At 71.8% G+C, this 13913-nt stretch carries 16 protein-coding genes and 1 pseudogene; 11 read left to right on the top strand and 6 right to left on the bottom strand.

The features are described from left to right. Positions 1-27 precede the first annotated feature (27 nt). Complete coding sequence (locus NE234_RS42405; RefSeq protein WP_252786831.1) at positions 28-756, bottom strand: nuclease-related domain-containing protein; 729 nt, start codon at positions 754-756, stop codon at positions 28-30. A 196-nt stretch (positions 757-952) separates the two neighbouring features. After that, positions 953-2014 carry a quinone-dependent dihydroorotate dehydrogenase gene (locus NE234_RS42400; RefSeq protein ID WP_252786830.1) on the bottom strand — a complete coding sequence of 354 codons (1062 nt, stop codon included), beginning with the start codon at positions 2012-2014 and terminating at the stop codon, positions 953-955. 86 nt (positions 2015-2100) lie between these two features. Between NE234_RS42400 and NE234_RS42395 the strand changes: the two genes are divergently transcribed. The 8 genes from NE234_RS42395 (at position 2101) to NE234_RS42360 (ending at position 8744) form a co-directional block, all read left to right on the top strand. Beyond that, complete coding sequence (locus tag NE234_RS42395) at positions 2101-2889, top strand: aminotransferase class IV family protein (protein WP_252786829.1); 789 nt, start codon at positions 2101-2103, stop codon at positions 2887-2889. A 258-nt stretch (positions 2890-3147) separates the two neighbouring features. Continuing rightward, on the top strand, positions 3148-3294 hold the full coding sequence (locus NE234_RS42390) for a hypothetical protein (protein ID WP_252786828.1): 147 nt from the start codon (positions 3148-3150) through the stop codon (positions 3292-3294). A gap of 529 nt (positions 3295-3823) precedes the next feature. After that, the gene (locus tag NE234_RS42385; RefSeq protein WP_252786827.1) at positions 3824-5455 is read left to right on the top strand and encodes an alpha/beta hydrolase; all 1632 of its coding nucleotides are present in this window, start codon (positions 3824-3826) and stop codon (positions 5453-5455) included. A gap of 73 nt (positions 5456-5528) precedes the next feature. Further along, positions 5529-6140 carry a GNAT family N-acetyltransferase gene (locus tag NE234_RS42380; RefSeq protein ID WP_252786826.1) on the top strand — a complete coding sequence of 204 codons (612 nt, stop codon included), beginning with the start codon at positions 5529-5531 and terminating at the stop codon, positions 6138-6140. 39 nt (positions 6141-6179) lie between these two features. Continuing rightward, complete coding sequence (locus tag NE234_RS42375; RefSeq protein WP_252786825.1) at positions 6180-6977, top strand: GH25 family lysozyme; 798 nt, start codon at positions 6180-6182, stop codon at positions 6975-6977. A 71-nt stretch (positions 6978-7048) separates the two neighbouring features. Further along, positions 7049-7600, top strand: a complete 552-nt coding sequence (locus NE234_RS42370) for a hypothetical protein (RefSeq protein ID WP_252786824.1) — start codon at positions 7049-7051, stop codon at positions 7598-7600. A gap of 46 nt (positions 7601-7646) precedes the next feature. Next, positions 7647-8180: an HAD domain-containing protein gene (locus tag NE234_RS42365; RefSeq protein WP_252786823.1), complete on the top strand. Its 534-nt coding sequence runs from the start codon at positions 7647-7649 to the stop codon at positions 8178-8180. A gap of 27 nt (positions 8181-8207) precedes the next feature. Further along, positions 8208-8744: an MSMEG_6728 family protein gene (locus tag NE234_RS42360; protein WP_252786822.1), complete on the top strand. Its 537-nt coding sequence runs from the start codon at positions 8208-8210 to the stop codon at positions 8742-8744. 179 nt (positions 8745-8923) lie between these two features. Here the strand turns inward: NE234_RS42360 and NE234_RS42355 are convergent, their stop codons facing one another. From NE234_RS42355 to NE234_RS42345, 3 genes are all read right to left on the bottom strand, one after another. After that, positions 8924-9577, bottom strand: a complete 654-nt coding sequence (locus tag NE234_RS42355) for a hypothetical protein (RefSeq protein WP_252786821.1) — start codon at positions 9575-9577, stop codon at positions 8924-8926. A 203-nt stretch (positions 9578-9780) separates the two neighbouring features. Continuing rightward, positions 9781-10446 (bottom strand): NADPH-dependent F420 reductase, encoded by a 666-nt coding sequence (locus tag NE234_RS42350; RefSeq protein ID WP_252786820.1) that lies wholly within the window; start codon positions 10444-10446, stop codon positions 9781-9783. A 69-nt stretch (positions 10447-10515) separates the two neighbouring features. Next, positions 10516-10878 (bottom strand): winged helix-turn-helix transcriptional regulator, encoded by a 363-nt coding sequence (locus NE234_RS42345; protein ID WP_252786819.1) that lies wholly within the window; start codon positions 10876-10878, stop codon positions 10516-10518. A 176-nt stretch (positions 10879-11054) separates the two neighbouring features. Here NE234_RS42345 and NE234_RS42340 point away from each other — a divergent pair, with 176 nt between their 5' ends. Together NE234_RS42340 and NE234_RS42335 are read left to right on the top strand one after the other, a co-directional pair. After that, positions 11055-11888 (top strand): alpha/beta fold hydrolase, encoded by an 834-nt coding sequence (locus NE234_RS42340; RefSeq protein ID WP_252786818.1) that lies wholly within the window; start codon positions 11055-11057, stop codon positions 11886-11888. Positions 11889-11892: 4 nt separating this feature from the next. After that, positions 11893-12516: a hypothetical protein gene (locus tag NE234_RS42335; protein WP_252786817.1), complete on the top strand. Its 624-nt coding sequence runs from the start codon at positions 11893-11895 to the stop codon at positions 12514-12516. 41 nt (positions 12517-12557) lie between these two features. Here NE234_RS42335 and NE234_RS42330 read toward each other — a convergent pair whose 3' ends face one another. Next, on the bottom strand, positions 12558-13238 hold the full coding sequence (locus NE234_RS42330) for a transglycosylase SLT domain-containing protein (protein ID WP_252786816.1): 681 nt from the start codon (positions 13236-13238) through the stop codon (positions 12558-12560). A 107-nt stretch (positions 13239-13345) separates the two neighbouring features. On the opposite strand from NE234_RS42330, the pseudogene NE234_RS42325 reads away from it, so the two are divergent. Further along, positions 13346-13912, top strand: a pseudogene (locus NE234_RS42325) (methyltransferase domain-containing protein); the annotation flags it as partial. Position 13913 lies beyond the last annotated feature (1 nt).

Raw genomic sequence — 13913 nt, 5'->3', positions numbered from 1 at the left:
TCCGTCACCAAGGGTGCTGGTTTTTCGTCATATGTCGATCATCGGGGGAAGAATGCGTTCCGCAGCGGCAGCGATCGCCGCGACCTCGGCGGTGGTGAACAGCACGGGCTGGCGCTCGATGAGGCGGTTCACGCGGTCGGCCCGGTGCAGCAGCACTCCTTCGTGCACGATCCCGCCGCGCGGCAGCCGGCCGCCGTGTACGGCGATCACCGGTGAGATCTCGACCTCGTGACCGGTCTCGGCGGCGAGGCGGTCCGCGACCGCCGCGGCGGCCCGGCGGGTCCGGGCGTGCAGGCGTGTCAGCGGCCGGGGCCCGGCCCACAGCCGGCCGTCCGCCCGCAGCCGGGTGAGCGGGGGCCACCGCCGTGAGGAGATCGCGTACACGCCGGTGTGGCCGACGACCAGGTGGTCGAGGTTCTCCCGGAAGCCGCCGGGGAGCGCCCGGTCGTGCAGCACGTGGAAGTACGCGGGGTCGAGCCGGGACAGCCGCCGGCCCGTCCGCCGCTCGGCGGCCGCTCCCCGCCGCCAGTCGGTCAGCGCGCCCGGCCGGACGCGGAAGAAGAGGAGCTGCGCGACCAGCAGCCCCACGCCGACCGCCAGCCCGGGCGCCCAGCCGAACAGCCCGGCGGTCATGGAACCGGCGACCCCGGTGATCACGAGCCGCGCGACGGCCCGCTCCTGGCGCCGTTCCGCGCGTAGGGCGCGGTACCTCGCCTGCGCCGACGCGCCGGCCATGGACGCAGCTCGTCCGGACACGGCAGTCCTCCTCATCGAAGAGGGTGCTGCGCGGACGCCGTCGCGTTCAAGGCACTTGAACGGCCTGTTCAAGTGGCTTGACGAAGTGCCGACCGAGCCGGCCGTCCGTGAGGGCCGAGACCTTCCGCCGCGGTGACAGCGAGAATCCTCGGCGGAAGTCCTCGGAACAGCGATCGCCGAGGACGCCCGGGCCGGGTCAGCGGCCGGCCGGCCCCTCGGCGGCGCGGAGGCGGCGGGCGAGGCCTCGGTTGACCGCGTGCGCCCAGAGGGGACCGCCGTAGATCAGGCCGGTGTACGCCTGGACGAGCGTCGCCCCGGCGCGCAGGCGCTCCCAGGCGTCGTCGGCGGTCTCCACGCCGCCGACGGAGATGAGCACGAGACGGTCGCCGGCGCGGTCGCGCAGCCGCCGCAGCACCTCCACGGACCGCCGTTTCAGCGGCGCCCCGGACAGGCCGCCCGCGCCCGCCGCCTCGACCTCGGTCGGGTCGGTGGCCAGCCCCTCGCGGGAGATCGTGGTGTTGGTGGCGATGACGCCGTCGAGGCCGAGTTCGAGCGCGAGGTCGGCGACCGCGTCCACGTCCGCGTCCGCGAGGTCCGGGGCGATCTTCACGAGCAGCGGCACCCGCCGGTCGGTGACCCGGTCGGCGGCCTCCCGTACGGCGGTGAGCAGCGGCCGGAGGTGCTCGACGGCCTGGAGATTGCGCAGGCCGGGGGTGTTCGGGGAGCTGACGTTGACGACGAGGTAGTCGGCGAGCGCGGCGAGCGCCTCGGTGCTCGCGACGTAGTCCCCGACGGCCTCGGCCTCCGGCACGACCTTGGTCTTGCCGATGTTCACGCCGACGATGACGTTCCGGCGTCCCCGGAGGCGGGCGGCCGCGGCCCGTGCGCCGTGGTTGTTGAAGCCCATCCGGTTGACGATCGCCCGGTCCCGTACGAGGCGGAACAGCCGGGGTTTGGGGTTGCCGGGCTGCGGGCGTGCGGTGACCGTGCCGATCTCGACGAACCCGAAGCCGAACGCGCCCAGCGCCTCGTACGCCTCGGCGTCCTTGTCGAACCCGGCGGCGAGCCCCACGGGCCCGGGGAACTCCAGGCCGAGGGCGCGGACGCGCAGCGCCGGGTCGCGCGGGGCGAGGACACGGCGCAGCAGCGGCAGCGCGCCGGGGACCGCGCCGAGCAGGCGCAGCAGCGCGAAGCTGATCCGGTGGACGGTCTCGGCCGGCAGGCGGCGCAGGAGCAGCGAGAACACGAGTCGATACATCGGGAGCGATTCTTCCAGCGCCCGTCCGCGCCGCCGTCAGCGCCACCCGCGCCGCGCCGGACGGACCGGCCCACTAGATTGTGATCATGGCTCCTGTGGCCCCCCTCCGTGTCGAGGTGGACGCCGGTCCGGCGACCGCGGACCACCTGCGGCACCTCGCGCTGGTGAACTACGGCCACCTGACCGTGATGCAGGTCCGCGGCAGGCGCACCCGTGGCCTGGACCTGCACCTCGCCCGCCTCGACGCGGCGAACCGCGAGCTGTTCGGCACGGGCCTGGACGGCGACCGGATCCGCCACCACATCCGGCACGCGCTCGGCGACGACATCCCGGACGCGACGGTCCGGCTCGTCGTCTTCCGGCCGGACGACGCCGAGGACGTCTCGGTCATGGTGATCGTCCGCCCGCCGGGCGGGATGCCGCCCGATCCGCAGAGCCTTCAGACGGTGGAGTACCAGCGGCCGGTCGCGCACATCAAGCACGTCGGGGCGTTCGGGCAGATCTACCACGGGGCGGCGGCCGAGCGGGCGGGCTTCGACGACGCGCTGCTCACCGCGCCCGGCGGCGTCATCTCGGAGACGTCGATCGCCAACATCGGGTTCTTCGACGGCGGCTCGGTGGTCTGGCCCGACGCTCCGCTGCTGGCGGGGATCACGATGCAGTTGCTCGAACCCGCGCTGGCGGCTCGCGGTCTGCCTTCGCGGCGGCGCACGGTCCGGGTGGCCGACCTGCCGTCGTTCGACACGGTGTTCGTGAGCAATTCGGGAGGCGTGGCGCCGGTCGGCCGGGTCGACGACGTGACGCTCCCGATCGATCCGAAGCTGGTCGGGATTCTCTTGGAGGCGTACGAGTCCGTCCCGTGGGACGTGATCTGACGTCGTCCTCATCCGTTAATCAGCGGTTATGAGGCACCATTTCCGTTAATGCGGTTTTCGCGGTCGTGTCGAGCAACGCCGAGTCTTTACCGCAGGAAACTTGACACGGTACGCCAAGATCACCGACAGTACAGAGACCAGATCTGTCGCCGGGAGGACAGTAGGGCAATAGCCGCCACGATCACCGTCAAGCACCATTTTCAGGCTGGTCATGGGACGCCCGGATGGGCGTCTTTTCTACTTTTCAGGGGGGACCCGATGAAGTCAACAACCGCCCAGGAAGTAGGGAGGACGGTGCGGCTCGCGCTGCGCACGTGGGGCCACACGTTCCGCCTGGTCACTCTGGTGGTCGTGGTGACGTGGCTCTTCATGGCCACCGAGCGGCTCCCGCTGATCACCTGGTGACGTCAGGGGCCGGGCGCCGTTCCCCGGGCCCGGAACACCGCCATTCACGGTCTTCCTCCTCGACGCCGGGGAGGAAGACCGAGTCGAAAACCCCTGCCCCAGGATCGGGCCCATCCCGTCCCGGTGACCGCCGCCGGTGAACGGCGCCACGAAACCGCGTAAAGCGCCCCCTCCCCTTTCCCCCGTGACCCGGAATTCCCGGGCGTACGATCCCGCACCGCGACGCACGCCCTCCGCACGATCGCCGCGCGCGATTCCGTACCGCCCGTAGCCCCACTCTGAAGATCGCCGGCGGTGACGGTCCCGCCCGATCCGACCACCGGCCGCGTGCGCCCGTGCCCGTGCACGCCACCCGCCCTGACCAGCCGATCGGCTCTCGATCCTTGGCGTGAGCATCCACTGTGATGTGTTACGTTTTGGCAACTTTCTTACTTTCGCCCTTATGTCCCTGATTGTCCGTAACCACAATCTGCCCTTGTTCACCACAGGCCGGGCTCCCCTCCCTCATGCCCGGCCCGAAAGGGGTCTCGTGAAGAAGCTTGTCGTCGTCGCCGCGACGGCCGGGCTCGGCATGACCGGGCTCGGCTTTATTGGCGCCACAAGCGCGTCCGCGGCCACGGACACGTCCGCTGCCTTCCGCCCGGCGAGCCTGAGCTGGCACGCCTGCCAGGCCGACATCGTGAACGGAGCGAAGGCGTACGACGCCCTCGGCCCGGTCAAGGTGTCCACGATCATCCAGTGCGCCGAGCTGCAGGTCCCGCTGGACTACGCCCACCCGAACGGCCAGAAGGTCACCCTCGAGCTGACCCGTACGCCTCACCAGGGCTCGGGCCCGGCCAAGGGCGACATCCTGGTCAACCCGGGTGGTCCGGGCGGTGAGGGCGCGCTGTTCGGCCCGCGCGTGTACGCGCAGAACTCCGCCGCGATGCAGCAGGCCTACAACGTCATCGGCTTCGACCCGCGCGGCATCGGGTTCAGCACGCCGAAGATGACCTGCGACGAGGACTACAGCAACGCCCCCCGGCCGGCGTACGGCACGGGCGGCGCGGCGACCGACGCGGCCTGGCTGGCCAAGACCAAGGCCTACGCCAAGGCGTGCACCGCGAAGTGGGGCCCGGGTTCCAAGCTGGACCTGATGGACCACATCAAGACCATCGACTCGGTTCGTGACATGGACACGATCCGCAAGGCGCTGGGCAACAAGAAGCTGGACTACTACGGCGCCTCGTACGGCACCTACCTCGGTCAGGTGTACGCGACGGTGTTCCCGAAGCGCGTCGGCCGGATGGTCCTCGACGGGAACGTCAACCCCAAGCACGTCTGGTACGACGCCCAGCTCGACCAGGACCGCGCGTTCGACAAGAACATCGAGTACTACTTCGGCTGGATCGCCAAGTACGACAACGTGTACCACCTGGGCAACACCCAGCAGAAGGTCCACGACTTCTTCTACGGCCTGGAGAACTCGCTGGCCAAGAAGGCCGTGAGCGACCAGGGCGCGGCGGTCGGCCCGGACGAGCTCGTCGACGGCATCCAGACCGCGGCGTACCGGCGCAGCCAGGCCGTCTGGCACACGTACGCCGCCGCGCTGTCCGCCTACAAGACGGGCGACGTCGCGACCTTCGTCGGCACCTACGGCGTCCAGACCACGGGCGGCAGCGACGACAACGAGTTCGCCGTGTACAACGCCGTCCAGTGCACCGACACCCAGTGGCCGCTGAGCTGGAACAAGTGGCACGCCGACGCGGTGCGCGTCAACAGGACCGCGCCGTTCGAGACCTGGGGCAACGTCTGGTTCAACGCCCCCTGCCTGTTCTGGGGCGCCAAGGCCGGCAAGCAGGTCAAGGTCGGCCAGACCAAGGACCTGCCGAAGAACATCCTGATGTTCCAGGCCACCGATGACGCCGCCACGCCGTACGCCGGCGCATTGGAGCTGCACAAGGTCCTCAAGGGCTCGCACCTGGTCGTGCAGGACGGCGACCGTACGCACTGCATCGTGCACCGCGGCGCCAAGGACGTCGACGCCTACTTCGACGCCTACTTCCTGAACGGAACGCTGCCGAAGCAGGACACCGTGCACGTCCCGCAGCTCGGTGACCCGACCCCGCCGGCGGCGACCGCGAAGACCGCGGCGTCCGCCCGCAGCGAGGTCGTCAAGTAACACCCTCCACGGAGAAGGGGCCCTCGACCCGAGGGCCCCTTTTTCGTGCCCTCCGGCCGGTAGGGTCCGGTAAATGCCCGATTCCCCCGTACTGACGACCGAGCGCCTCATCCTCCGGCGGTGGCGCGACTCCGACCGCGAGCCGTTCGCCGCCCTGAACGCCGACCCGGAGGTCATGGAGCACTTCCCGGAGACCCTGGACCGGGCCCGGAGCGACGCGTTCGTCGACCGGATCGAAGAGGTCTTCGAGGAGCGCGGCTTCGGGCACTGGGCCGTGGAGGTGGCCGCCACGGGCCGGTTCATCGGTTTCACCGGGCTGTGGGTGCCGCGCTTCGACGCGCACTTCACGCCCACCGTGGAGATCGCCTGGCGGCTGGCGCGGCCCGCGTGGGGCCACGGCTACGCCAGTGAGGCGGCGCGGCGCGTCCTCGCGTTCGCGTTCGAGGACCTCCGGCTCCCCGAGGTCGTCTCGTTCACCGCCCACCAGAACCTCCGCTCCCAGGCGGTGATGCGGCGCATCGGCATGACGCACGACGCCGACGGCGACTTCGACCATCCGTTCATCCCCGAGGGCCACCCGCTCCGGCCGCACGTCCTGTTCCGCATGCGGGCCGAGGAGCGACCGGCCGCGGCGACCGGGTCGAGTTCCCGGGAAGGGGACGACCCGGACGCAAGCGGGCGATAGGGTCCGACAGGCCAAGATCGTCCTGAAGGAGCCCGGTCCATGCGGAAGACCCCCCTCGTCCCCCTCAGCCTCGCCGTGGCCGCCAGCGTGGCCGGCGGCGCGCTGACCGGATGCTCGTCGAAGGACCCGCGGTCGACCGGCGCGCGCCAGGACGCCGCCGTCGTCCAGCCGCAGACCGGCAGCGTACGCCCGGCGTCCCGGCCGAAGGGCCTCATCCCCGGCGTCGACGTCAGCGCCTACCAGCCCAAGATCAACTGGGCGTCGGTCAAGGCCAGAGGCAACCGGTTCGCCTACGTCAAGGCGACCGAGGGCGTGCGGTATGTCAGCTCGACCTTCACGGCGCAGTACGCCGGCTCCCGCAAGGCGGGACTGGACCACGGGGCCTATCACTACGCCACGCCGAACACCTCCAGTGGGAAGCGCCAAGCCGACTACTTCCTCGCGCACGGCGGCGGCGGTAAAGCCGACGGTCACACCCTGCCCGGCGTGCTCGACATCGAGGACAACCCGTACGGCAAGAACAAGTGCTACGGCCTCGGCCACGCCAAGATGGTCGCCTGGATCAGCGCCTTCCTCACGGAGTACCACGCCCGTACGGGCCGGCGCGCGGTGATCAACACGTTCAAGGACTGGTGGATCGACTGCACCGGGAACTCGAAGGCGTTCTCCGCCAAGGACCGGCTCTGGGTGAACGACCACAAGGCCACCGCTAGCAGGGTCCCCGTCCCGTCGGCGTGGAGCTCGTACACGATCTGGCAGTGGACCGACAAGGGCGCCTACGGCGACGAGGACTACGTCAAGTCGGCCGCCGTCTACCGCAAGCTCCTCGCCGACTGACAGAGCACCGCTTTCTGTCGGTCCCCGTCGGCAGACTGCACCTCCGTAAACGTTGATGAGAGGAGACGGCGATGCGCACGTTGTTCGATGGCAAGGTTTTCGTGAGCTACCGTCAGATTTACGTCGACAGCGGCAGCGACTTCGGCGGGGACATGTACGCCACCTTCGCCGGCCAGTCCAACGGACTGGCCGGCGGCGCGGTGCCGGGCCTCCTGTTCCTCGTCACCGGCCTGCACACCGGCGACGTGACCTTCACGGTCGAGCTGCACGAGAGCGCACCTCCCGTCGACGACTCCTGGGAGGACATCGTCGAGGTCTCGTTCACCCCGGCCGGCCCGAAGGTCTCCCTGGACGAATGGGACGGTGAGTCGTGGCCGCTGGAGCTCGCGCAGGTCCCCTACCGGGTCCGCTACTCCGCGACCGGGATGGACGCGGGCGCCGAGCTGGACACGCCGGACGACGACGACCTGGGCCCCGACCGGTACCTCCTCCAGTTCTGGCCGGACACGCCCTGTCCCGACGCGGTGGTGAAGCAGACCAGCGACCAAGCGGACTACTGGCACGGAGTCGCCCGCAAGGTCCCCACGCCGTCCGCCCCCACCGCGGAGCAGCCCGCGCCCTGAAAGGGAGGCCTGGCTTCGCGACCGGCTCGTCGGGGAGCATGATCCCGTGGCTTTGGGCATCGGCGGGGTCCCGCGGCCCGGCAGCCGACCGGCGACCAGACCGCTGCTGTACGTGGACATCGACGGCGTCCTGAACCCCACGTCGGACCGCGAGGGTTTCACGGCGCACCGGATCGGCCGGCTCAGCGTCCGCCTATCTCCACTGCACGGAGACTGGCTCAGGGAGCTCGCGGGCCGGTACGACCTGGTCTGGGCCACCACCTGGGAACACGACGCGAACACCCACGTCGGTCCGCTGCTCGGCCTGCCGGAGCTGCCGGTCGTCGAGTTCTCGGCCTACCGGCGACGGCGCGACGACCCGAGGTTCCCGATCATCCAGCTCTTCGAGATGGCCAAGTGGGCTCCCATCCTCCGGCACGCCGACGGACGCCCCTTCGCCTGGATCGACGACGTCATCCCGGCGCGGATCAGACGCCAGGCTTGGCCGTACCGCGGGATCCTGCTCGTTCCGGTCGACCCTCGCCAGGGGCTCACGCGGCGGCACGTCGACCGGCTGCTGACCTGGCCCCGGGCGAGATGAGCGGTCGGCTCTTGTTCGGGTAGGGGGATGGGACGAGCCGGTGCCCCACTGCCGGCGGATCCGGGGGACGCGATGCAGACCTTTCTTCCCTACGCGGACTTCGCCGCGACGGCGCGTGTCCTCGATCAGCGCCGCCTCGGGAAGCAGCGCGTCGAGGCGCTGCAGGTGCTGCGCGGGCTGACCGTTCCCGGGTACGGCTGGCGGCACCACCCCGCGGTCCGGATGTGGGCCGGCTACGAGGAGGCGCTGACCTGCTACGGCCTGGCGATCTGCCGCGAGTGGTGCAGCACCGGCCGCCGGGACACCTGCGCCGTCAGCCTGAGCACCGAGCTCCGCGAGGCCAGGCTCATCCCCGCCGCCCGTGACCAGGCCGAGCTGGCCGAGGCCGGAGCCCTGCCGCCCTGGCTGGGCGATCCGGACTTCCACCGCAGCCACCAGTCCTCACTGCTCCGCAAGGACCCCGGCCACTACGCGCAGTTTTTTCCGGACGTCCCCGACGACCTGCCGTACGTCTGGCCCGTCCCCGACCGCCCGGTCGCGGAGGGCACGTCGAGCGACCGGTAGGCGCCGCGGCCGCGACTCACGCCGACGGGCTCCGCCGCCGCAGCGGCCTCCTTGCCACCACCGTGGCCTCCTTGCCGCCGCGCTGAACCGCGATTCGTCCTGGTCGTACCTTTCACCTGGCAACACGGGCGGCGAAGTTCCTGCCGTGCGCGGCGGCTCACCCCTGCCGCCTCTGGGTCTCACCGCGGCGCCCGCCGCCGCCCGGCGGTGGCCATGGCGACCAGCCAGACGGCCGACAGCAGCCGCCATAGCGGCTCGAGCCGGGTGACGGGCGTGACGACGATCGACACCATCGAGACCGCGAGAAGCGGCGCCACCACGAGGCCGAACCGCAGGGCCCACCTCGGCCGCAGGCCCGTGGCCATGCCGGTACGGGAGACGAGCCAGATCAGGATCCCCAGACTCGTCAGGTGGAGCGCGCCTCCGCAGGCCAGGGTCACCCGGCCGAGGACCGTCAGCGTCCCGTCCCCGGCGTCGTCGGCGATCGCCACGAGCAGCAGGGACAGCGCCACCGAGGCACCGAAGGCGGCCGCCGAGGCCCCGCCCGCCCACCGTACGCGCCCGGCGGCCGGTCCCTCCGGAACGAGCGTCCGGGCCAGGCCGGCGGTGAACCAGGCGAGGCACACCGCCGCGATCGCCTGCAGCGTCGCGGCGGTCACCACGGCGGCGGCGCTGCCGGTGTAGTACTCCCGCAGCTGGGCCGCGGACGCGTCCGGCAGGTACAGGGACGTCTTGGCCAGTACGCCGCTCGCCACGAGGCCGGCCACGAACGCCACGACGAATCCGACTCCCGCCGGCCGCCAGGCCCGTCCTGCCGCAGGTTCGAGTTCCATGGGGGTCTCCCTTGCCGGGCCGCCGTCCGGGCGGCGCCCTCCGAGTTCCCCCCAGCCTCCCGAGCGGGTACGCGGCACGTCGTCCCTCCGGAGCGGCCTGATCCCGTACGGTCGCGGGCGCAGGTCGCGGCCGGCCCGAACGCCACTTGGCGTACGGGCCGGCGGACCGTGCCGCCCGGCGGATCGGCCGGGCGGCCCGCGGCTCAGCGGGAGGGGGTCGCCTGTTCCGTACGGCCGGGACCGGTGAAGGCGAACACCGACAGCGGGTCGTACCCGGACATCAGCAGGCGGATCACGATGATCGCCATGGCCTCCAGGTGACGGGCCTGCGTCAGGTCGCCGGCGTCCAGGGGCTCCGCGCCGAGGTCGGTGATCAGAGTGCGCGCCACGGCCTTGCCCTCCTCGTCACCGGCGATCGGCACCGTGAACGGACGGCCGTCGAAGGAGAGTGGCCGCATCTTCCAGACGTCGCCGTGCGCCTGGTTGAACGCCTTCACGACGTGGGCGCCGGGCGCCAGGCGAGCCACCTCCTCGGCCATCGACGTCCCGCCGCCGAACGTGATCTGCGAGTAGTCCGAGAGGTCGACGGCGTTCCCGCAGTCGATGATCGTCTTACCGGTCAGCGTCCCCTCGGGACCGCCCGCCGCGACGAGCGTCTCCTCCAGCCCGGCGAGGAGCACGGCGAGCAGCACCGCGTCCCCGAACCCGGCCGCCTCTCGCAGGCTCCCCGCCTTCGCGCCGACCCGCTGGGCGAGGTCCTCGGCCTTGGCCGGGGTACGGCCGCCGATCAGGACCTCATGGCCCGCGCGTACCCAGCCGGGCACGAGCGCCTCGGCCATCCGCCCGGCTCCGAGCACACCGATCTTCATCGCAGTTCCTCCTGTCACGTCGAAGCACTGCGTGGAACGGTAGGAAGCCGTGGGGAACCGAGGGGTTCCCTACACCGGGCGGGTGGTCACGGCGGCGCGGGCGTCGAGGAGCGCGTCGGTGTGGTCCTCGGCCCAGCGGGACAGCGCGCAGAGGGGTTCGAGGAGGCTGCGGCCGAGGTCGGTGAGGCGGTACTCCGTCCCCGGCGGCGCGGTGGGGAGGGCGCGCCGCTCGACCAGGCCGTTCTCGCCGAGCCTGCGCAGCGTCTGGGTGAGCATCTTCTTGCTGATGCCGCCGACCTTCTCGCGGAGTTCGGAGTAGCGGGCCGGGCCACGGCCGAGCGCGATCACGACGACCACCGACCAGGTGTCGGAGACCAGCGCCAGGGTGGTCCGGGCCGGGCAGTCGGCGAGGAAGACGTCGTAGGCGACCACGATCCGAGATCGTACGCCGACGCCACCGGGGTATCCGCCGCGTGCGTCCGGCCGCTTTCCGCCATTCCCGCGAGGTCCCTCCTCCGGCGGACGCCCGGTTTGCCCGCTCCCGTGGGCTCCCTCCTCCGGCGGACGCCGGTTTGCCCGCCCACTCCGCCTGTGATCGCCTTGACCCCGTGCCGACTTACTCCTCCCATGACGGGACCGTTCTGGCGTATCACCTCGCGGGCCAGGGTGATCCGCTCATCTGCGTGCCGGGCGGGCCGGGACGGCCCTCGGGCTACCTCGGCGACCTGGGCGGCCTGGCGGCGTCGCGCCGGCTGATCCTGCTCGACAACCGGGGGACCGGCGGCTCGGCCGCGCCCGCGGATCCGAGCGGTTACCGGGCCGATCGGCTCATCGCCGACGTCGAGGCCCTGCGCGAGCATCTGGGGCTGGAGATGATCGATCTGCTCGCCCATTCGGCTGCCGCCGATGTCGCCGTCCTCTACGCCGCACGGCACCCGTACCGCATCCGCCGGCTCGTCCTGACGACGCCGAGCCCCCGCGCGGTGGGGCTGGAGCCGACCGACGACGAGTGGCTGGCCGAGATTCGCCGCCGGTCGGCCGAGCCGTGGTACGAGAAGGCGCTCGCCGCGCTGGAGGCGTGGGAGTCCGGTGATGAGCGGGAGGAGACCTACCTCGCCGCCCGGCCGTTCTTCTACAGTCCCTGGGACCGGACGGCCGAGGCGCACGCGCGGTCGTGCCCACCCGTACGCGCGGCGGCCAAGGGGTTCTACGGCGAGGTCGCGTTCGACCCGGACGCCACCCGGACGGCCGTCGAGCGGCTGACGGCACCCGTCCTGGTGATCTCCGGGGAGGACGACCCGTCCCCCACCCCCGCCCAGGCCGCCGCCTACGCCGCGATCTTCCCCGAGGGGCGGAGCACCTCGGTGCCGGGAGCGCATTTCCCCTGGGTCACCGCTCCGGAGGAGTTCGCCGCGACGGTCGAGCGCTTCCTCGCGGGCTGATCCGGTGAGCTTCGGAGTCCACGCGCGGAAGGTGCGGGACACGACCCTGCCGTACGGCCGGCGGGTGTCCGCGCTTCGATCCTGCGTTCAGCTCTACCGGCCGATCGGATTCCACGCGACCTTGAGCTTCCTGGAGGAACTGGCGGGGCCGTTCGGCCGCGATGAGGCGGCCCTGCTGCGGGCCCTCGACGCGCTGATCGAGAGCCGTGAGGCGTGGAAGGCGGACGTCCGCGCGTACGCGGCCATGCGTGCACGGGCGAAACGCCACGGTCGGCGCGGCCCTCGGCCGACGGATCCGGACCCCGGCCGCTTCCCCGGCCACTGGTACGGCGCGCCCGGCCGCGCGGCACTCCACGCCCTGGAATTCTGGCGCCGCAGCCGCCTCCCCGCCCTTCTGGAGCCGCCGGACCCGGTCACCGAGGACCTGAACCTCTGCGTCGACGCCTCTCTCCGTTCCGGCGGTCCGTTGACGGGCGAGCAGCGGCGGATGCTCGACGCGTGCGTCACCGAACTCCGGCGGCGGCAGGAGGAACCCGGCCGGTGGCCGGGTGGGCAGGCGGCGTACTTCCGCTTCCGCGACCTGTTGACGGTCGCCCGATTCGTACAGACCGCCGCGGAGGCGGGGTGAACGAGGCGCGAGGGCCGGGTCAGGGGGCGTGAGACCGCCTGCTACCGGCCGTGGAGGGCGCGCCCGGCCGTCTTCCAGGTCTGGTGCAGCCGGTCCAGGTAGGACTGGGCGACCGACCCCGGCCGGGCTCCTCGGGCGAACGCCAGCATGTTCCCGGGGCCGGCGTTGTAGCCGAGGGCGAGCAGGTCGTTCCGGGTGTACCGGCCCGACCATCGGGTGGGCAGGCGGACGGCCAGGTCGTGGAGGTACCAGGCCGCCGCGGTGATCGCGAGGTCCGGGTCGTCCGGTAGCTCGTCCCACCGGCGATCGGCGAAGGAGCGACCGCGCTTGACCTCGTCGAACGCGGCCTTGTGCATGTCGGCGATGCCGAATGCGGCGTCCGGCTTGATTCTCTGCCAGGCCCGCTCGAACGCCGGGTCGTGTGGCTTGTCCGACTCGTTGTACAGGATCGCCATCAGCAGTTGCGGGGCGATCCTGGCCTCACGCGCGTGCTTGCGGACCTGCGCGGCGAACCGCACGGGGTCGTACGGCCCGGTCGGCGTCGGCGTCGGCGTCGCGTCGGTCCGGGCCGTGGCGCCGTGCCGGGTCGCCGCGCCGGCGTGGGGTGTCGCGGACCGCTGCGGGAGCGCGCCGCCGGAGTCGCCTCCGCCGCACGCCGACGCCAGTGCCGCCACGGCGACCATGACCGTGGCGACCAGCCATCGCCCCCGACGTCCTCGCACTCATGCTCCTCCCCGCCGCGTGGACCGATGTCCACAGTGTCACCCCCGATCGGAGCGATGCCATCAGTCTGGAGAATGAGCCTGCCGGATCAGGTTGACTGGGGATCATGACCTCATCGGCGTTCGAGACGACCAGACCGGACCACATCGCCTACCTCGACCGGCTGGCGGGGACCGATCTGGGCCGCTCGTACAAGCGGCTCATGCTGGAGGAGCTCGACGTTCGGGCCGGCCAGACGGTGCTGGACCTCGGGTGCGGCCCGGGCACCGACCTGGGTTCGCTCGCCGACGCGGTGGGCTCCGGCGGCGCGGTGATCGGCGTCGATCTCGATCAGACCATGGTCGACACCGCGCGGGAGCGCACGGCCGACCGGCCCGTCGTCGAGGTGTGTCTCGGTGACGTCCACGACCTGCCCCTGGCGGACGGCGTCGCCGACCGGGCCCGTACGGATCGCGTCCTGCAGCACGTCGCCGACCCCGTCCGGGCGCTCGGCGAGATCCGCCGGGTGCTGCGGCCCGGCGGACGGCTGGTCATGGGCGAGCCCGACTGGGAGACCCTCGCCATCGACCACCCGGACGGCGGCCTGTCGCGCGCCTATACCCGCCACGTCGCCGACAAGGTGATCCGCAACGCGAGCATCGGCAGGCAGCTCGCCCGGCTGGCCGCCGGCGCCG

Source organism: Actinoallomurus rhizosphaericola (assembly GCF_024055675.1).
Lineage (GTDB): Bacteria > Actinomycetota > Actinomycetes > Streptosporangiales > Streptosporangiaceae > Actinoallomurus > Actinoallomurus soli.
Note: the sequence above shows the minus strand (reverse complement) of the source record. Positions and strands in the feature narration are given on the sequence as shown.